General features: G+C 58.9%; 16 protein-coding genes. 5 read left to right on the top strand and 11 right to left on the bottom strand.

Translation table 11 applies throughout. The features are described 5' to 3' along the window. Positions 1-199: 199 nt before the first annotated feature. Both ACI2KB_RS18255 and ACI2KB_RS18250 read left to right on the top strand, forming a co-directional pair. Positions 200-1495, top strand: coding sequence for a GGDEF domain-containing protein (locus ACI2KB_RS18255; protein WP_404636596.1), 1296 nt, complete (start codon positions 200-202; stop codon positions 1493-1495). A 224-nt stretch (positions 1496-1719) separates the two neighbouring features. After that, positions 1720-3498, top strand: a complete 1779-nt coding sequence (locus ACI2KB_RS18250; protein ID WP_404636595.1) for an acyl-CoA dehydrogenase C-terminal domain-containing protein — start codon at positions 1720-1722, stop codon at positions 3496-3498. A 428-nt stretch (positions 3499-3926) separates the two neighbouring features. On the opposite strand, the gene ACI2KB_RS18245 is transcribed toward ACI2KB_RS18250, so the two are convergent. Then, the gene (locus ACI2KB_RS18245) at positions 3927-4823 is read right to left on the bottom strand and encodes a LysR family transcriptional regulator (protein ID WP_404636594.1); all 897 of its coding nucleotides are present in this window, start codon (positions 4821-4823) and stop codon (positions 3927-3929) included. 102 nt (positions 4824-4925) lie between these two features. On the opposite strand from ACI2KB_RS18245, the gene ACI2KB_RS18240 reads away from it, so the two are divergent. The 3 genes from ACI2KB_RS18240 to ACI2KB_RS18230 all read left to right on the top strand — a co-directional run bounded on the left by ACI2KB_RS18240 (position 4926) and on the right by ACI2KB_RS18230 (position 6663). Next, the gene (locus ACI2KB_RS18240) at positions 4926-5624 is read left to right on the top strand and encodes an MOSC domain-containing protein (RefSeq protein ID WP_404636593.1); all 699 of its coding nucleotides are present in this window, start codon (positions 4926-4928) and stop codon (positions 5622-5624) included. After that, the gene (locus ACI2KB_RS18235; protein ID WP_404636592.1) at positions 5621-6322 is read left to right on the top strand and encodes an aminotransferase class III-fold pyridoxal phosphate-dependent enzyme; all 702 of its coding nucleotides are present in this window, start codon (positions 5621-5623) and stop codon (positions 6320-6322) included. Before ACI2KB_RS18240 ends, ACI2KB_RS18235 begins: the two co-directional genes overlap by 4 nt. A gap of 179 nt (positions 6323-6501) precedes the next feature. Continuing rightward, entirely contained in the window at positions 6502-6663 is a 162-nt protein-coding gene (locus tag ACI2KB_RS18230; RefSeq protein ID WP_404636591.1) for a YqaE/Pmp3 family membrane protein, read from the top strand. A 177-nt stretch (positions 6664-6840) separates the two neighbouring features. Here ACI2KB_RS18230 and ACI2KB_RS18225 read toward each other — a convergent pair whose 3' ends face one another. The 10 genes from ACI2KB_RS18225 to ACI2KB_RS18180 all read right to left on the bottom strand — a co-directional run bounded on the left by ACI2KB_RS18225 (position 6841) and on the right by ACI2KB_RS18180 (position 17918). After that, positions 6841-8661, bottom strand: coding sequence for a S9 family peptidase (locus ACI2KB_RS18225; RefSeq protein WP_404636590.1), 1821 nt, complete (start codon positions 8659-8661; stop codon positions 6841-6843). Further along, positions 8627-9814 (bottom strand): pyrroloquinoline quinone biosynthesis protein PqqE, encoded by a 1188-nt coding sequence (gene pqqE, locus ACI2KB_RS18220; protein ID WP_404636589.1) that lies wholly within the window; start codon positions 9812-9814, stop codon positions 8627-8629. Before pqqE ends, ACI2KB_RS18225 begins: the two co-directional genes overlap by 35 nt. Continuing rightward, complete coding sequence (gene pqqD / locus ACI2KB_RS18215) at positions 9786-10061, bottom strand: pyrroloquinoline quinone biosynthesis peptide chaperone PqqD (RefSeq protein WP_404636588.1); 276 nt, start codon at positions 10059-10061, stop codon at positions 9786-9788. The genes pqqE and pqqD overlap by 29 nt, the downstream gene beginning before the upstream one ends. Then, positions 10058-10813: a pyrroloquinoline-quinone synthase PqqC gene (gene pqqC / locus ACI2KB_RS18210; protein ID WP_404636587.1), complete on the bottom strand. Its 756-nt coding sequence runs from the start codon at positions 10811-10813 to the stop codon at positions 10058-10060. Before pqqC ends, pqqD begins: the two co-directional genes overlap by 4 nt. A gap of 123 nt (positions 10814-10936) precedes the next feature. Then, on the bottom strand, positions 10937-11848 hold the full coding sequence (gene pqqB / locus ACI2KB_RS18205; RefSeq protein ID WP_404636586.1) for a pyrroloquinoline quinone biosynthesis protein PqqB: 912 nt from the start codon (positions 11846-11848) through the stop codon (positions 10937-10939). Between the two features lie 108 nt (positions 11849-11956). After that, positions 11957-12031 (bottom strand): pyrroloquinoline quinone precursor peptide PqqA, encoded by a 75-nt coding sequence (gene pqqA / locus ACI2KB_RS18200; protein ID WP_003444522.1) that lies wholly within the window; start codon positions 12029-12031, stop codon positions 11957-11959. A gap of 156 nt (positions 12032-12187) precedes the next feature. Beyond that, complete coding sequence (gene pqqF, locus ACI2KB_RS18195; RefSeq protein ID WP_404636585.1) at positions 12188-14650, bottom strand: pyrroloquinoline quinone biosynthesis protein PqqF; 2463 nt, start codon at positions 14648-14650, stop codon at positions 12188-12190. Positions 14651-14765: 115 nt separating this feature from the next. Beyond that, a complete protein-coding gene (locus ACI2KB_RS18190; RefSeq protein WP_404636584.1) occupies positions 14766-15566 on the bottom strand; it encodes a carbon-nitrogen hydrolase family protein in 801 nt (266 codons plus the stop codon). A gap of 10 nt (positions 15567-15576) precedes the next feature. Next, the gene (locus ACI2KB_RS18185; RefSeq protein WP_404636583.1) at positions 15577-17271 is read right to left on the bottom strand and encodes a flavin monoamine oxidase family protein; all 1695 of its coding nucleotides are present in this window, start codon (positions 17269-17271) and stop codon (positions 15577-15579) included. Positions 17272-17456: 185 nt separating this feature from the next. Further along, positions 17457-17918 (bottom strand): Lrp/AsnC family transcriptional regulator, encoded by a 462-nt coding sequence (locus ACI2KB_RS18180; RefSeq protein ID WP_404636582.1) that lies wholly within the window; start codon positions 17916-17918, stop codon positions 17457-17459. Between the last annotated feature and the right edge of the window lie 29 nt (positions 17919-17947).

Here is a 17947-nt window from a genome sequence, read left to right as displayed (position 1 = left end):
TACGCGCTGCGCTTTACCTCAAAGCCGCTTGTCCTTCGGGGCAAGCGGCTTTTTTGTGCCTGTGGGTCAGGCCCCTGTGCGCACCGCAACAAACCGTGATCCAACGCACAATTTTTTCTCATCAAATCTGTTACTCAGCCGATACAGGCACTGTGCCATTTGATTTAAACTCGCTTCATTCCGGTCGGAGATAGTCCTCTTGCTGCGCCCATCCGCTGCACGGATCAGCCATTTTTTGCCTTCGTTGGCGTTATTCATCGCCGGGCTGGCGGCTGCCTATGTGAAGGACCTCAACGTATTCTTCACGTCACTGTTCAACGTATTGCCCACTCTGGTGTTGTTGCTTGGCGGCGCGTACTGCGGCGTCTACAAGCGCCAGCGTGAACTGTTTCTAATGATCACGGTGTACGTCGCGTATTTCCTGCTCGATACACAAACCGATTACTACCGCGATAACGGAAAGGTCCGAGAAGACGCCGCTGTGGTCTTCCACTTGTGTTGCCTATTGTTGCCAGTGATGTACGGCCTGTTCGCGGCGTGGGAAGAGCGCACGCATCTCGGCCAGGACCTGATCGCCAGGCTGGCTGTGTTGCTCGCGGTGGGCGGTGTCGCGCTGGGGCTTGAGCAGAGTTTTCCGGAAGCACTGCTCGCTTGGCTGGCGGACATTCGCTGGCCGTCGTTGCATGGCGAATGGATGAGCCTGATTCAATTGTCCTACGCGACATTCCTGGTAGCCTTTGGCGTGTTGATCGCTCAATACATCCGTAAGCCCCGCCCGCTGCATGCCGCGCAACTGGTGGGTTTGTTGGCCATGTTCTGGGCGCTGCCGAAAACGTTCATCCTGCCTTTCACGCTGAACATCATGTGCAGCCAGGTCATGTTGATGATTGCTGCCGGGGTTGCCCACGAGGCGTATCAAATGGCCTTTCGTGACGAACTGACCGGATTGCCGGGCCGCCGCGCGCTCAACGAGCGGATGCAGCGCTTGGGGCGCAATTACGTGCTGGCCATGAGCGACGTCGACCATTTCAAGAAATTCAACGACACCCACGGTCACGATGTCGGCGACCAGGTGCTGCGCCTGGTGGCGAGCAAGTTGTCGAAGATCACCAATGGCGGCGGTCGCGCCTATCGCTATGGCGGTGAGGAATTCGCGATCGTTTTCGCGGGCAAGACCCTCGAAGAGTGCATGCCGCACCTTGAAGTCATCCGCGAGACAATTGCCAACTACGCCATCCATCTACGTAATCAGGACAGCCGTCCGCAGGATGATCAGCAAGGGCGCCAGCGCCGCGCAGGTGCTCAGGCCTCGACGGTTTCCGTGACCGTCAGCATGGGCGTGGCCGAGCGCCAGCCAGAGCACCGCAACCCCGAGGAAGTGTTGAAGGCAGCGGACCAGGCGCTCTATGCCGCCAAAGGCGCCGGTCGCAATTGCGTCATCGCCTACGGTCAGACGAACAAGCGCGGCGCCGTCAGAATGGCCGCCGCCAGCTGAATTTCTTTCCTTTTTCTTTGTAATCAAAGGCTTTCACAAACCCTGTGAAGGCCTGCTTATTTTTGTCATTCATATGTGACCATAAAATGATTAATGGTCACTACTTGACCCTATGTGTCGCAAATGGTGTTCCTGTACACTCGGATCAACTGACACATCGACGCCGCATGATGAGGTGTGGTGTCTCTATTTCCGGGTATCTGTTGCTGTTTGCGAGGTTTGCCATGGCTGACTACAAAGCGCCTTTGCGCGATATGCGCTTCGTCCTCAATGAAGTGTTCGAGGTCTCCAAGCTCTGGGCCACGTTGCCCGAATTGTCCGAGACCGTGGACGCGGAAACCGTCGAGGCGATCCTCGAAGAGGCGGGTAAGGTCACTGGCAAATCCGTTGCGCCACTGAGCCGTGCTGCTGATGAAGAAGGCTGCCACTGGAAAGATACCGTCGTTACCACTCCGGCAGGCTTTGTTCAGGCCTACAAGACCTACGCCGAAGGTGGCTGGGTCGGCGTGGGCGGCAATCCTGAATTCGGCGGCATGGGCATGCCCAAGGCTGTGTCCGCGCAGGTCGAGGAGATGGTCAACTCGTCGAGCCTGGCGTTCGGCTTGTATCCGATGCTGACCTCCGGCGCCTGTGTATCGATCAACACCCATGCCAGCGAAGAACTGAAAACCAAGTTCCTGCCGAACATGTACGCGGGCATCTGGGCCGGTTCCATGTGCCTGACCGAGGCCCACGCAGGGACCGACCTGGGTATCATTCGCACCAAGGCCGAGCCTCAGGTTGATGGCTCCTACAAAATCAGCGGCACCAAGATTTTCATTACCGGTGGCGAGCACGATCTTACCGAAAACATCATTCATCTGGTGCTGGCCAAACTGCCGGATGCACCGGCTGGCCCGAAAGGCATCTCGCTGTTCCTGGTGCCGAAATTCCTCGTCAATGACGACGGCAGCCTCGGCGCACGCAACACCGTTTCCTGTGGCTCCATCGAACACAAAATGGGCATTCAGGCCTCGGCCACCTGCGTGATGAACTTCGATCTGGCCGAGGGTTATCTGGTCGGTGAGCCGAACAAAGGCTTGGCCGCGATGTTCACCATGATGAACTACGAGCGTCTGGGGGTTGGCATTCAGGGCTTGGCGTCTGGCGAGCGCTCGTATCAGAACGCCATCGAATACGCCCGTGATCGTCTGCAAAGCCGAGCGCCGACCGGTGCGCAATTCAAAGACAAAGTCGCTGACCCGATCATCGTTCACCCTGACGTGCGTCGCATGCTGCTGACCATGAAGGCGCTGAACGAAGGCGGTCGTGCCTTCTCGACGTACGTTGCCCTGCAACTGGACACCGCCAAGTACAGCGAAGACGCCGAAACACGTCAGCGCGCCGATGCGCTCGTCGCGTTGCTGACGCCCGTGGCCAAGGCGTTCCTGACCGACATGGGTCTGGACACCACCGTACAGGGTCAGCAGGTGTTCGGCGGTCACGGGTACATTCGTGAGTGGGGCCAGGAGCAACTGGTGCGAGACGTGCGCATCACGCAGATTTACGAAGGCACTAACGGCATTCAGGCGCTGGACTTGATGGGGCGCAAGGTGGTCGCCAGCGACGGTGCGTTCTACCGGTTGTTCTCTGAGGAAGTGCGCCAATTCATCGCTTCGTCCGACAGCTCCTTGGGCGAATTCACCAAGCCATTGAACGCTGCGCTCACCACACTGGATGAATTGACCAACTGGGTTCTGGACCGCGCCAAGGCCAACGCGAACGAAATCGGTGCGGCGTCGGTCGAGTATCTCCACGTGTTCGGCTATACCGCTTACGCCTACATGTGGGCGATGTCGGCCAAAGCCGCACTCGGCAAAGAGGCTCAGGACGATTTCTATGCCAGCAAGCTCGGCACTGCGCGTTTCTATTTCGCACGCCTTTTGCCGAGAATTCAGTCGCTTGTCGCGTCGGTGAAGGCGGGCAGCGAGCCTCTGTACCTGCTGGATGCTTCGCAATTCTGATCCGCTTACGTCGTGTAAGCATTTGCTTACACGACGTGCTGACAATCAGCTCTATCGCTCTAATGGATCCAACATTAATCTACACACATGGACGTCGCGCAGGATGCGCAAACAGACAACAGGGACACGTAGGGATTGCCTGCCAGGACGGTGGGAAGAAAGGGAAGTCAAAAGGGAAACAGTCTGGAAAACCTCGCCTCGGCGGGGTTTTCTTTTATGCGCGCCTGAAAGATTCTGTTGTCGGCCCAGCCACTTTCGCCACCAAGGCGGCTCCCACAAGGATCGGGGGCGAGCAAGAGGTTGGGTCAGGCATAGTCTTTGTGGCAGCCGCCTTGGTGGCGAAGGCGGTTGACCTGCCACCACAGAATCTCCCGCAAGGATCGCGTCCGATCCAAACCTCTTGCTCGGCGCCGGCTCCCAGCCGTGGCTCAAGGTATAGACACCGGCTTTTCCACCTCGTCCAGCACCGACTTCAACAACTCCAGCGTCGCCTGCTGTCGTTGCGCATCACGATACAAAAGCCCGATCTGCAGCGGCACGCGTGGCTCACTCAGTGGCTTCCACAACAACTCCTCGTTGTCCTGAATATCCTCCGCCCGCCCCGGTAAGACCGTCGCCAGTTTCATGTGCGCGAGGCTGTCGAGAATCCCTGCCATGTTGTTTAACTCGGCCTGCACATGCGCGCGTCGCCCCAGATTGCCCAACTGTGTCTGCCATATCTGTCTCACTTGAAACTCTTCGCCGAGCAGCAACATGGGCAACTCGGCCGCCTGACTCATCGAGACTTTCTTGAATTCCCGCAGTGGATGATTGGCCGGGATGACGAGTTTCAGTTCATCTTCGTACAGCAACATGCCGTGTAACCCTGGCTGGCGCGCTGGCAAGTAACTAATGCCGATGTCCAGCGAGCCATTGAGCAGACGCCGCTCGATTTCCATCGCGCTCAGCTCATAGATCTGCACCACCAGATGCGGCTGGGCTTTTCGCACATGCTCCAACATCTGTGGCACGAGGCTGGAGTGCACGGTCTGCATTACACCAATGGCGAGCGTCCGTTGCGATTGCCCCTTGAAGTTGCGCAGGGCATCACGAGCACGTTGCATGCCGTCCAGCAGCGGAACGGCGTGGTTGTATAACGTGTGCGCGGCGAGGGTCGGCAACAGGCGTTTGCTGCTGCGTTCGAACAGACTGACATCGAGGCTGTGTTCGAGCAGGCGGATCTGTTGCGACAGGGCCGGTTGTGACAGCGAGAGGCGTTCGGCAGCGCGCCCTACATGGCCTTCTTCGTAGACCGCGACGAAATAACGCAGTTGGCGGAAATCCATAAGTGATTCTTATCGAAATGGCTGGAAAATCGAAATGGCTGTTTAAACGGTTGGCGCATAGTCTACGCCCAACTCACAAGGGTTACAGGGCCGCACAGCACAATGAACAGCGTTCGCGTTGAAGGTGTTTACATAGGTAAAGCGAAAAATCTGGGTCATGGATTGATCAGCGATATCGACAAGCACCGATTAAACCGACGCTCATGGCTGTGGCCGCAAGGGCTGGGCACCGACGAGCACGGTGATCCGCGCTTTCACACCGGCCCTGAACGCGCCTTGCATCATTACCCTTCCGAGCATTACGCCTACTGGCGCAAGCACTACCCACAAATCGAGTGGGGCGCACCTGCATTTGGTGAAAACCTGTCGTCCATCGGGTTGACTGAAGAGCACGTGTGCCTGGGTGACATGTTTCGTTGGGGCGAAGCACTGCTGCAAATCAGCCAGCCCCGTTCGCCGTGCTACCGCTTGAGCCACCGTTGGGGCATCGAAGCGTTGCCACAACACGCCCAGGACACAGGGCGTTGCGGCTGGTTTTACCGCGTGCTCAGGCCCGGTTTTGTAAACCCCGACGACAGGTTCGAACTGATTCAGCGCAGCTATCCCGGCCTGACAGTCGCCTGGGCTCTGCGCAGCTTCTATCAGGAGCCGCTGGAACACCCGGGCCTGAAAAAACTCGTCGATTGCCCGGCATTGTCGTCCCGCTGGCGCGACATCGCCCTCAAACGCTTGCGCACAGGCCGGGTCGAGGATTGGAGTGATCGTTTGCTGGGCCTGCCACTGGAAGGATTGCGCGCATGAACCTGTTCAAACGGTCACGTCCTGCCGAGGCGCCCGAGACGGCAACTGTCGATCAGCCTTTGCTGCCCCCGCTGGAGCGTCTTCGCCAACGCACCGGCAGTGATCAGGCAGGCTTTTTCGCCGCCGAATACGATGCCTGCGTAGGGGCGATGAAGCTCGCACGTCTGTGGGGTGAACACCATCGGCGGGGGCACTGTGGTGTCGTGGTTGCCAGTGGTGGCCGTTTCGACGAGTTGATCGAGTCGATGGCGACGGCGTTCTGTCGAGTGCCGTTCAACGACCTGGCTGCCATGGAGGCCGCCGTGGATTCTCGCACCGTGGCGATCATTCTGGAGCCGATTCAGGGTGAAAGCGTGGTAACGCCCGCCACTCAAGCCTATGTGCAGGGCGTGGAAGCGCTGTGCCGGGCGCTGAACATTCTGCTGATTTTCAACGAGGCGCGGGGTACTGTCGGCCAGCAGGGTGGCTTGCTTTGCGAAGATGCTTACGGCGTTTGTGCAGACATCGTGGTGCTGGGCGATCACTCGAATCGTAGCCCGCGCATTCCAGCGCTCCTCGCCCGAGGCCAGGCTTGCGTAGCTTCCGTGGAGTCGCTGCCCGGCTACGTTCAGGAACCCTGCTCCACGACGCGTCCGGCACGCCCGGCGCCATCCCCTCGAATTCAACGGTCGTTCGTGCCCAGCGGGCTGATGGCCTGACGCAACCCTATACCGTCTTGCGTTATTTACGCTTCGCCCTGCACCGGAGAACTGGGTGTGGGGCGTTTTTTTGTGGGTGATGGCTCGCTGATATGGCGTGGTGGAACCCCTGCCATCGCGCAGGGTCGATTAGCTGTGTGGCCTTCTCGGGGCCATCTTCTCAATCAGGAGCTTCACCCATGGATTTCATTCGCATTCTTATCGCCATCCTGCTGCCACCCTTGGGTGTTTTCCTGCAAGTCGGTTTCGGCGGGGCGTTCTGGCTCAACATTTTGCTGACGATTCTGGGTTATTTCCCTGGCATCATTCATGCGGTTTACATCATTGCTAGCCGGAAATAAGCGCGGCCAGCCCTGAACCGAAATCACCCTGTGGGAGCGAATTCATTCGCGATGCGGTGGTGCATCCGACAGAGATGCGTCGGATATACCGGCCAATCGCGAATCAATTCGCTCCCACAGGTTCAGTGTTTGCTGCGCGACAGCGCGGCGCCGGAACGAAGGGCGATGTCTCTGACATTACCCCTCAATCACCTTGCGATAAAACGCCCATTCGGTCTCCAGCGCATGCGCCAGGTTGGCCGCCTTGCGGAAGCCATGGCGTTCATCGGGGTAGAAATGCCCCTCGGCCGCAATGCCTTTTTCCAGCAGCGCATGGAGCATGTCGCGGGTCTGGGCCGGGACGACCACTGCATCCAGTTCGCCTTGAAAGAAGATCACCGGAGCCTTGATCTGATCAGCATGTAACAGCGGCGTACGTTCTTTGTAACGTGCCATGTCGATGTCCGGATCGCCAATCAGCCAGTCCAGATAATCCGCTTCGAACTTGTGCGTCGCCTCGGCCAGTGCCAGAGGATCGCTGACGCCATACAGGCTGGCGCCCCCGCGGAACACGTCCTTGAACGCCAACGCACACAGCGTCGTGTAGCCACCCGCGCTGCCACCACGAATGAACGCTTTGGCCGGATCGATCAGACCCTGATTGCCCAGATACTCAACCACCGCACAGGCGTCTTCGACATCGACCACGCCCCACTCCAGAAATAGCGCCTGGCGGTACGCGCGGCCATAGCCGGTGCTGCCCCGGTAGTTGAGGTCGGCGACCGCAAAGCCCCGTTGGGTCCAGTATTGAATGCGAGGGTCGAGCACCGGATAGCAGGCTGACGTCGGCCCGCCGTGGATGAACACCACCAGTGGTGGCTTCGCATCACCGTTCATCGCCGGGTAGAAATAGCCGTGCGCCTCTTCGCCACCACTGGGGTAGCGCAGCGTTTGTGGCTGGCTGATGCGTTCGGCGGGCAGGGGCGAAACACCTCCGGCGAGCACGTGAACCCGCTTGTCGGCGCGATTGATTGCCAACACGGCCGAAGGGCTGATCGCCGAAGCCGCGATGCAGTAGATGTACTGATCGTCCATCGCGAGGCTGCGGAAACGGCTGTAATCACCGCTGAAGTCGTCTACGTTTTCCTTCAGACGAATACCCAAAACGCCCATACCGCTTTCCGACCACGTCGCCAGATAGGCGCTGTCATCGAGCGGTAGCCAGCTTGACCCTCCCAGTTGCCAAGGCGCGGGGGCGTGATCGGCTTTGGCGGCAGGCAGCGGTTTGAATCCATCCAGCGTCTCGACCCACGGCTGCCAGAACCCGGCGCGGTCGGTCAGGCAATACAAACGGCCTTGGGCGTCGAAGCGTGGTTGTTGCAACGATTCCAGCCCCAAGCCGCCCGCCAGGCAATGCGCGCGACTCCAGTTGCCGTCGCTTTGGCGCTCAATGCTTTGCAAGCGTGTCGAGGTCCACGGCTGATGCGGGCGCCACCACTCGATCCAGACCAGGCGATTACCATCCGGGCTCATCACCGGGGAGGCATAAAAGTCAGCGCCTTCGGCCAGTACGTGACGTTGGCCGTCCAGGTCGATTGCGACCAGGCGATGTACGTCATGATCCTCTTCAACGGCCAGAATTTGCCCGCGAGCGAATCGGACATCGCCGTAGCGCTTGTCGCCTTCGGTCAATGCCTGAGGGGCTTCAGAATCGAAAGGCTGAACGTAAATCTGCTGATCGGCCTCGTTGACGAACGCGATGGCGTCATCGGTCAGGCAGAACGAGCCGCCGCCGTATTCGTAGACCCGGCTGCGAACGCTGAAACCGTCCGGGGTCAGACAAGTCGTGGCGCCGTCGCTCCAGCGCCAGATGCGCGAAGCCGCGTCCTGCGGGCGGAATTCATTCCAGAACAGGCCTGCGGGACTGACGCTCAGTTCAGCGAAATCGACGCCTGCCGCCACGGCCTGGGCGGCAGAGAACAGATCAGGATTTTGCGATGAGGCGTGAGTTTCGTTCATTGCGGAAAGCCAGTTGCTCGATGGTCTGGCTAGCATACTCGGCTTCGTCGCGCGCTTGGGTGATCAGGCCGTGTTGCGGCGATTTACTGCACACCGGGTCCGCGTTGCTGGCATCGCCCGTGAGCATGAACGCCTGACAGCGGCAGCCGCCAAAGTCCTTCTCTTTCTCGTCACAGGACCTACACGGCTCGGGCATCCATTCGTACCCACGAAAGCGGTTGAAGCCGAACGAGTCGTACCAGATGTGCTGCATGCTGTGATCGCGCACATTGGGGAACTGGATCGGCATCTGCCGAGCACCATGGCAGGGCAGTGCGGTGCCGTCGGGGGTGACGGTCAGGAACAGGTTGCCCCAGCCGTTCATGCAGGCTTTGGGACGTTCTTCGTAATAATCAGGGGTGACGAAGATCAGTTTGACGGGGTGTTTTTCTGCCGCGAGCTTCTCGCGATATTCGTTGGTGATGCGTTCGGCGCGCACCAGTTGATCCTTGGTCGGCAGTAGACCCACGCGATTCAAGTGCGCCCAGCCGTAGAACTGGCAGGTGGCCAATTCGACGAAGTCCGCTTCCAGCGCCACACACAGCTCGATGATCTTGTCGATGCGGTCGATGTTGTGCCGATGGGTGACGAAGTTCAGCACCATCGGATAGCCGTGTTTCTTCACGGCACGGGCCATTTCCAGCTTTTGCGCGAAGGCTTTTTTCGAGCCTGCGAGCATGTTGTTCACTTGCTCGTCGCTGGCCTGAAAGCTGATCTGGATGTGGTCCAGACCGGCCTCCTTGAAGTCGATGATTTTCTGCTCGGTCAGACCGATGCCCGAGGTAATCAGGTTGGTGTAGAAACCCAGTCGACGAGCCTTGGCGATCAACTCGGCGAGGTCCTGACGCACCAGCGGCTCGCCACCGGAAAAGCCGATTTGCGCCGCGCCCATCTGCCGGGCTTCGGCCATCACCTTGAACCACTGCTCAGTCGTCAGCTCCTGGCCCTGTTTGGCGAAGTCCAGTGGGTTGGAGCAATACGGACATTGCAGCGGGCAGCGGTAGGTCAGTTCGGCGAGCAGCCACAACGGCAGCCCGACCGGGGGTGTGGGCGGAATGTGCACGGTGGTTTTTTCAAGCACTGAGTCAGGCAAGTTCGATCCAGTGTTCGGCACGGGCGACCTCCATGAATTGCTCGACATCGGTGCCCAGCTCCGGAACGCCGGGGAATTTCTCGTCGAGAATTGCGATGATCGCGCCCACGTCACGCTGGCCGTTGATCAGGCCACCAATGGCGCTGGCGCTTTCATTGAGTTTGATCATGCCCTCCGGGTAGAGCAGCACGTGGCCATTCTGCGCGGGTTCGAACTGGAAGCGATAACCCCGGCGCCAGCTCGGCACTTGTTGACGGTTGAAACTCATAAGGCGATTCCTTTATGCCAGACGCGTTGATCAGTGACGCTGTGGTATGGCGCGCGGTTCAGCTCGTAGGCCATGGTCATGGCGTCCAGCATGCTCCACAAAATGTCGAGTTTGAACTGTAGGATTTCCAGCATGCGCTGCTGGCTTTCCCGCGTCGTGTAGTGTTGCAGGGTAATCGTCAAACCGTGCTCGACGTCCCGACGGGCCTGCCCCAGACGCGTGCGGAAATACTCATAGCCTGTCGGGTCGATCCACGGGTAATGCTGTGGCCAGCTGTCCAGACGGGATTGGTGGATTTGCGGCGCGAACAGTTCGGTGAGCGAGCTGCTGGCCGCCTCCTGCCAACTGGCACGGCGGGCGAAATTCACATACGCGTCGACGGCAAATCGTACGCCCGGTAACACCAATTCCTGCGAACGCAGTTGATCAGGGTCCAGACCGACGGCCTGCCCAAGACGCAACCACGCTTCGATGCCGCCATCTTCGCCGGGTGCGCCGTCATGATCGAGCAGGCGCTGAATCCACTCGCGACGAATCTCGCGGTCCGGGCAGTTGGCCAGAATCGCAGCGTCTTTCAGCGGAATGTTCACCTGATAGTAGAAGCGGTTGGCGACCCAACCCTGAATCTGCTCGCGGGTCGCACGGCCTTCGTACATTGCCACGTGATACGGGTGATAGATGTGGTAATACGCCCCCTTGGCACGCAGGGCCTGTTCGAATTCGGCGGGGGACAGCGGCTGTTGCTCGCTCATCTCAGACTTTTCCTCAGACTTTAAGGAACACGCAGTTCCCTGTAGCAGCCCGGGTTGCCGGCGGTGGGGCCCTCAAAATCGCTACCGCCGGCAAGCCGTGCTGCTACAGGTCAGGGTTCGCTCTTACAACTCAATACTCATCCCATCAAACGCCACTTCAACCTCGCGACGGGCCAGCTCGGCGCGCTCAGGCGAGTCCTCGTCGAGAATCGGGTTGGTGTTGTTGATGTGAATAAGCACTTTGCGCTGTTTCGGCAGTTTTTCCAGCACTTCCAGCATGCCACCGGGGCCGTTCTGCGCCAGATGGCCCATTTCCGTGCCTGTGCGAGTGCCGACGCCACGGCGTTTCATTTCGTCGTCATCCCACAGCGTGCCGTCGACCAGCAGGCAATCGGCGCTGCTCATTTTTTCCATGAGCGCGTCATCGACCTTGCCCAGGCCCGGTGCGTAAAACAGTTTGCCGCCAGTACGCAGGTCCTCGACCATCAAACCGATGTTGTCGCCCGGATGTGGGTCGAAACGGTGAGGCGAGTAAGGCGGTGCCGCGCTGCGCAGTGGGAACGGTGTAAAGCGCAGGTTCGGACAGGCCGGAATCACGAAACTGCCTTCCAGCTCGATGCGGTTCCAGACCAGCCCGCCGTTCCAGTGCTTGAGCATGTTGAACAGCGGAAAGCCGGTGCTCAGGTCTTCGTGGACCATGTCCGTGCACCACACTTGATGCGGACAGCCTTCGCGCAGACTCAGCAGACCGGTGGTGTGGTCGATCTGGCTGTCCATCAGAATGATTGCGCTGATGCCGGTGTCGCGCAGGCCACGATTGGGCTGCATGGGCGCGAAACCTTGCAGTTGCGCGCGAATGTCGGGGGAGGCATTGCACAAGACCCAGTTCACGCCGTCATCTGACAAAGCGATAGACGACTGAGTGCGAGCGTGCGCCCGCAGGCTGCCGTCGCGAAAGCCTGCGCAGTTGGCGCAGTTGCAGTTCCACTGAGGAAAACCGCCGCCCGCTGCCGAGCCGAGAATCTGGATGTGCATGTGTGCTCCGTACCGAAGGGGCTGTCAGACGTTTTGCGTCGGGCCCGAAAATCTCAAATCCTGTAACAAAAAAGCCCCGGCGAACCGAGGCTTTTCAGCGCGTAGCCATCAACGGCTGGCGAAGTACATGGTGACTTCAAAGCCGATACGCAGGTCGGTGTAAGCAGGTTTGGTCCACGCCATGGGAGACTCCTTCCAAGTAGGTGTTACGGTGGGTTGGTACATCTTTAGTGCCCTCGCGAGAGGAGACGTTCAAATGCTTAGGCAGCTATGTTACTAAAAATATCGGCTCGCCAATGATGAAATATCAGATAAAGCTTTTTGCATCTTGAGCAATGATCACGGGCGTACAAGCCGCAACCCGTCTGGCACGGCGCGATTTGCCAAGTAAAGAACCGGCGTTTGGGGTAGCGCTACCCGACTGGCGGCCTCTCTCATGGTGTCGAGCGACAGATTTGCAAGCGAATGTTGCAGGCGCTGAGGGTAATCGGCTGCGTGACCTGCGAGATTTGCCTGCCACAGTGTTTCAGCGGCGACCTGGAATTCCTGGGTGGTCAGTGCGAGTTGATTTCCAAGCGCCTGACGCGTGGTTTGCAGGTCGGCGCGCTCGATCAACGCAGGCAGCGTTTTGAGAACCTCACCCATGTGCTCGACCAGTTGCATAGCGTTGGCGCTGGGCGATTGGACACCGAATAACAACCCGCTTTGCCCGGCGATCTGTCGGAAACCGCTGAAAACTGCGTAGCCCAATTGCAGCTCGACACGCAGACGTTGGTAGAACGGCCCCTGAATGATGTGTGCGAACAATCGCCACAGCACCTCATCTTCGATACTTGCCGTGGGGGTGGGATAGAACATCAGTACAGCATCTTCAGACGATTCCGACAGCTCGACGGCCCAACGTGAGTCGGTCATCTGGGCGGAGACGTTCAGTGGGTGTGTGTCAGGCGTACCGGGTGCATGCCGTATGGCGTGGGTAAGCGCCGATCGTTGAGTCGCCTGCAGCCCCGCTGCAAATCCAGACCAGCGCGCGTACCGCCAGATAGCCTGCGCATCGCGGGTTTCGTTGCTGATCGAGTTGTTCAAATAATGATCAGGCAGCGTCTTGAGCAACTGGCGAATCGGGATAAGCGCGGGTTCGCTTTCCGGTTGGCCATAGCGAGCCTGCGTTTGCGTTGTGGGGGCTGCGAGCACGTGCAGCGTCTGTGCGAGCACGGCAGGAATTGGCTCGGCCATACCGCCCAGCTTCAATTGCCAATGATTGCCATAGGACGAGAAGCCCAGTGTGACGCCCGCTTGCCCGGCGTCGGCGATCAGCGTTTTCAAGCTTTCGTTGAGCATCCGAAACAGCGTTGGCTGGGGGGAGGACAGCGTCCAACGCAGATAAACGCTGGCCTCTCCCGTCGCAGCCAAATGATCGCTGAAGACCCATGCTGGCGATGGTGGGGTGGGGGATGCAGGAACTGACGAGGTGTGCAGAAATGGGTTGGGTTTTGGAAGACGCCAGTGGACGGTGGGGCGTGACCCAATGGAGAGCGGCTCAATCAGCCTATCCGGCGTGAGCTGGTTCAACAGGGCCTCTAGCGCCAAAATGTCTTCGTCATGCATCCCCGTTGCCTTGTCGTCGGCACTGTAATGCCGGGCCAGAGACAGGGCACTGGCGACGTCGAGATGGCGGGTTTGCAGGCGGGCGTACTCTTCCAGTAGCGCTTGGTAATGAGTTTTGAAGAATGACAGCCAGTCGAAGATCAGGCTTGGGATGTGTGTGGTTTGATCTGGCGTCATCGCGGGCAAGCTCACTCCTACAGGGGAACGCGTCTCTTCTGTAGGAGTGAGCTTGCTCGCGATATCGGTTGTGGGGGCAATCTCAATCTCAATGACTGTCTGCCCCGCGAACGCATACAACACCGTCGCTTTTAGCGACTCGATCAATCCCGCTTCACGTAAGCACGCCACCAGCCCGCCGGATTGTCCATTGTTCATCCAGGTACAAAGAAAATCCGCTGCCCGCTCATGGCCTTGCGGTAATCCTTCGCACGCAAACACCAGATGCGTCCGACGCTGATCAGCGCCTGGTAATGAGGTTGCGGCGCATTGACCCATCAGCGCAGGAGGGGATTGCTGCTCAACCCTGACGCCCGTGGGGAAACACCCTCCAAACCGGGTCGCCAACGCCTGCAACTCATCGAGCGTTTGCGGCCCGCTGAGGCTCAGGGTTATCTGACCCGCGTGATAGAACCTCCGGTAAAAATCTTGCAACGCCTGCTGAAAAGCCTGACGCGGAACGGGCAGGCTGAAGCGATTGCCTGCGTGAAACCAACGTAACGGATGTGAAGCGGACAGCGGCTGAAGGCGCTTCAGCAGGTTGCGTGATGCGTCGTCCCGAGACCAGGCGATAAATTCGGCATGCAGCACTTCTCGTTCGCGCAACTGATCGTCCATCGACAGACGCGGGTGGGTGAGCATTTCGCACAAACGCTCCAGTCCGCCTGCAAATTCGGGAGGGGAAAGTTCGAAGAAAAAGTCCGTAGTCCGCTCGCGTGTGCTGGCGTTGAGTTGTCCGCCATGACGCTGAACGTAGGACATCAGATGCTCGCCTGTCGGAAAGCGCTCTGTACCCAAGAAGAAAAGATGCTCAAGAAAGTGAGCAAGCCCTGGCCACTGCTCCGGTACGTCATGACTGCCTGCCGCCACGCGTATTGCCGCTGCACAACGCTTCAGACGCGGTGCCGAGCAGAGCACCACCCGCAAGCCGTTGGGCAGTATCAGGGAGAGAAGACGGGATGAATCTGACGCAGACATGACGAATTTCCGCAAAGGCACAGGCAAGTGACTGCTCATGCTAGCGGATTACCCTGAAGGACACGTACTTCCCCGTAACAGTCTGGTCGGGCGGCCATAGGGGACAGTGATGTGGTCAAGCTTTGCTTAAATCCTTGTAAAACCCCGGCCTCCGATCCTTGAAGTAGGTATTGATCGCCTGAGACTCATTCATCAATGCCCGATCCAGATCGGCGACCACCAACGCGTCATCTCGCCCGGCCAAGCCAACCTGCTGCCCATCGGGCGCGCAAATGCTGCTCTGGCCGCAGTAATGAATGTCGCCTTCGTTGCCGCAGTAATTGGCATACACCAGATAGCACTGGTTTTCGAAGGCCCGCGCGCGGACAGTCACTTGCGCGACGAAGTCGTAAGGCGCCATGTTGGCGGTGGGCACAAGAATCAAATCAGCTCCCGCCAAGGCGAGACGTCGTGTGTTTTCAGGGAATTCCACGTCGTAGCAGATGAGAAAACCGAGCTTCCAGCCGTCGAATTCCACGACGGGAAAGTGCTCGTCTCCTGCGCTGAACATCGACTTGTCCAGCTCTCCGTACAGATGTGTCTTACGGTAATTGCAGCGTCGCGCGCCGTGCGCATCAATCAACTGCACCGCGTTGTAAACCTGGCCATTGGCGCTCAGCTCGGGATAGCCATACAAAATTGCGATGCCGTTCTCTTGGGCAATGTCTCCGATGGTGCGCGCGGCTGATCCATCGCTGGGTTGGGCCAGGTCCCGAGCGGCCTGCGCGCCGATGTTGTAACCGCTCAGGAACATTTCCGGGAAGACCAGCAGCGCAACGCCTTGTTTGGCTGCTTCTGTCGCTTGTGCGCGCAGACGAGCGAGATTGCCGCTGACATCCAACGGCAATGGCGAGCACTGATACAAGGCAATGCGCATGGCCATCTCCTTATTCGGGTAACACAATCGGGCCGATCTCGTGGAATACGTCACCTGGCCCCGGGTTCTCGGCGTGGGTCTGGCCGCCAAAGTGAGTCATGATGCCCCACACCGCGTTGAGTGACGTCTGCACGGCGCCTTCAACCCAGGCTGGAGTCCACGAAACGTCGTCACCCGCGATGAAAATGCCCCGCTGTTCGTCAGGCATGTCCTTTTGAACGAAGTGCGCGTACATCCGTTGGTTGTAGCGATAGTGGCCCGGAAGCGCACCTTTGAAGGCACCGAGGAAGTGCGGGTCAGCTTCCCACGACACGGTGATCGGATCTCCGATGATGCGCGCTGCGATATCCACCTTCGGGTAAATCTTTTTCAGCGCGCCGAGGGCCAGACTCACGCGCTTTTCCACCGGGTGCGGCAGCATTTTCAGCGCATCGCTCATCCACGAGTAAGACAGACAGATCACACCAGGCTTTTCCGTGCCGTCGGGATAGGTGCCGTTATCGAACAGGTAGGTGCCTCGGGTCAGACGGTCGGTCAGGGTCATGCTCATCAGATCGCGACCGGTTTCCGGGTCTTTGTCTTTCCAGAAAGGTCGGTCGACCATCACGAAGGTTTTCGATGACTGCATGTAACGGGTGCGGTCCAGCGCCATCCACATCTTCTGCGAGAACAATGATTCTTCGCACTCGATCTGCGTGGTCAGTAACCAACTTTGGCAGGTCGCCAGCACGGCGTCGTAATGGCGGGTATCACCCCAGTTGTCCGTAACGGCAAATTTGCCGTCAGCGGCACGCGCAATGCGTTTGACGCCCGTGCGCGGCGCGCCGTGATGCAACGTCGACAGGCTGGTGCCTTCAGGCCAGTGCGCGCAGCGTTCCGGAACGTGGCGCCAGATGCCCAGTGGCACTTGTTCCACGCCGCCGACGATCAGGTGCTGGTGATCGTCGCAATTGGTCATGACCACACGGAAGATTTCCAGCATCGAGTTGGGGAAGTCCGAGTCCCAGCCGCCGGTGCCAAAGCCGACTTGGCCAAACACTTCGCGGTGGTAGAACGACAGCTTGGCGAAGGCTTTGGAGGTGGCGACGAAGTCGTAGAAGGTGCGGTCGTCCCACAGTGGAACGAGGGTGTTCCACAGTTCTTTCAGGCGCGGTACGTCGCGATCACGGATCGCCTGCTGAATGTCGGCAAACTGTGCGCCGTCTTCCAGCGCATCCGCCCACGCGTCAGCCACTTCCTGAAACAGCGCAGGCAAATCCGACAATTTTTGTGCGTAGTGGGTGGTGCCTTCCAGATCAATGACCGTACTGCCGGATGCCGCAGTCAGCGGGTTGGGGAAAGGTTTGGATTCCAGGCCGAGCTTGTCGACATAGTGATAGAACGTGGTGGACGACACTGGAAAACGCATGCCGCCCAGTTCAGCGATGATGCCCTCTGCGCCTTCGAACTGCTGCGAGCGCAGACGGCCGCCCATTTTCGAGGCCTCATACACCACGGGTTTGAGGCCAAGCTTCATCAATTCATAGGCGGCCACCAGACCGGCAATGCCAGCGCCGACAATCGCCACTTCTTTGCCCAGATTGTCGCTCGGAATGCTGCCGAGCCCGGCGGGGTGCTCGATCCATTCATCAAAAGCGAACGGGAAGTCCGGGCCGAAAATCGTGATGGGCTTTTTGCCGTCGGAGGGGTGGCGATTGTTTTTCATGACTGACCTTGTTCGGCTGTGGCGCGGAAGAGGAAAGTCTAGATAACAGTTGAGACGTAAATAAGACGCAGAGTGTCGTCGTTATGCAGAGTTTTTTAGCAATATGACGAGGTAATCATGCTTTTTGTAGCGATCTTCTGCCGTCGTTCGAGATGACGCACGTCCACGTGGCCGTTGTCTCTAGATCAAACCGGCTGCCCGCGATCAATCTTGCTGCTGAGAATGATCGACGTTGTGGTTTTCTCGACCCCATCGACGCTGCCAATCAAATCCAGCAACTGATCCAGTTGCTCGGGCGAGTCGGTGCGCAGCCAGGCCACGTAATCGAACTCACCGCTCACGGCACACAACTGCTGAACCTGGGCCAGAGCGCTCAACCGGCGCAGCACTTCCTTGCCCGAACGCGGCTGCACCGTGATCCCGACGTAAGCCTGCAGACCGCCGTCCACCACCCGCTGACTCAGGCGCACACCATAGCCGGTGATGATCTTTGCCTTCTCCAGCCGCGCAAGACGTGAAGTCACTGTCGTACGCGCAATGCCCAACTGGCGAGCAAGATTGGCCACAGGTTCACGGGCGTTGATCTGCAAGGCGGCGATTAATTGACGATCAATCTCATCCAGGGCAAGGGGGCGTGTTTCAGACAAGGGCAGCTCTCCGTCGGGCAAGCGCAGAT

Source organism: Pseudomonas sp. NPDC088444, assembly GCF_044900175.1.
Taxonomy (GTDB): Bacteria; Pseudomonadota; Gammaproteobacteria; order Pseudomonadales; family Pseudomonadaceae; genus Aquipseudomonas.
The sequence above is the reverse complement of the archived record's forward strand: the minus strand, read 5'-3'. Positions and strand labels throughout refer to the sequence as shown.

Excerpts from the sequence above, each read along its gene's own strand:
- ACI2KB_RS18250 (WP_404636595.1), top strand. The coding sequence starts at position 1,720 with ATGGCTGACTACAAAGCGCCTTTGCGCGATATGCGCTTCGTCCTCAAT.
- ACI2KB_RS18245 (WP_404636594.1), bottom strand. The coding sequence starts at position 4,823 with ATGGATTTCCGCCAACTGCGTTATTTCGTCGCGGTCTACGAAGAAGGC.
- ACI2KB_RS18240 (WP_404636593.1), top strand. The coding sequence starts at position 4,926 with ATGAACAGCGTTCGCGTTGAAGGTGTTTACATAGGTAAAGCGAAAAAT.
- ACI2KB_RS18235 (WP_404636592.1), top strand. The coding sequence starts at position 5,621 with ATGAACCTGTTCAAACGGTCACGTCCTGCCGAGGCGCCCGAGACGGCA.
- ACI2KB_RS18230 (WP_404636591.1), top strand. The coding sequence starts at position 6,502 with ATGGATTTCATTCGCATTCTTATCGCCATCCTGCTGCCACCCTTGGGT.
- ACI2KB_RS18225 (WP_404636590.1), bottom strand. The coding sequence starts at position 8,661 with ATGAACGAAACTCACGCCTCATCGCAAAATCCTGATCTGTTCTCTGCC.
- pqqD (WP_404636588.1), bottom strand. The coding sequence starts at position 10,061 with ATGAGTTTCAACCGTCAACAAGTGCCGAGCTGGCGCCGGGGTTATCGC.
- pqqC (WP_404636587.1), bottom strand. The coding sequence starts at position 10,813 with ATGAGCGAGCAACAGCCGCTGTCCCCCGCCGAATTCGAACAGGCCCTG.
- pqqB (WP_404636586.1), bottom strand. The coding sequence starts at position 11,848 with ATGCACATCCAGATTCTCGGCTCGGCAGCGGGCGGCGGTTTTCCTCAG.
- pqqF (WP_404636585.1), bottom strand. The coding sequence starts at position 14,650 with ATGTCTGCGTCAGATTCATCCCGTCTTCTCTCCCTGATACTGCCCAAC.
- ACI2KB_RS18190 (WP_404636584.1), bottom strand. The coding sequence starts at position 15,566 with ATGCGCATTGCCTTGTATCAGTGCTCGCCATTGCCGTTGGATGTCAGC.
- ACI2KB_RS18185 (WP_404636583.1), bottom strand. The coding sequence starts at position 17,271 with ATGAAAAACAATCGCCACCCCTCCGACGGCAAAAAGCCCATCACGATT.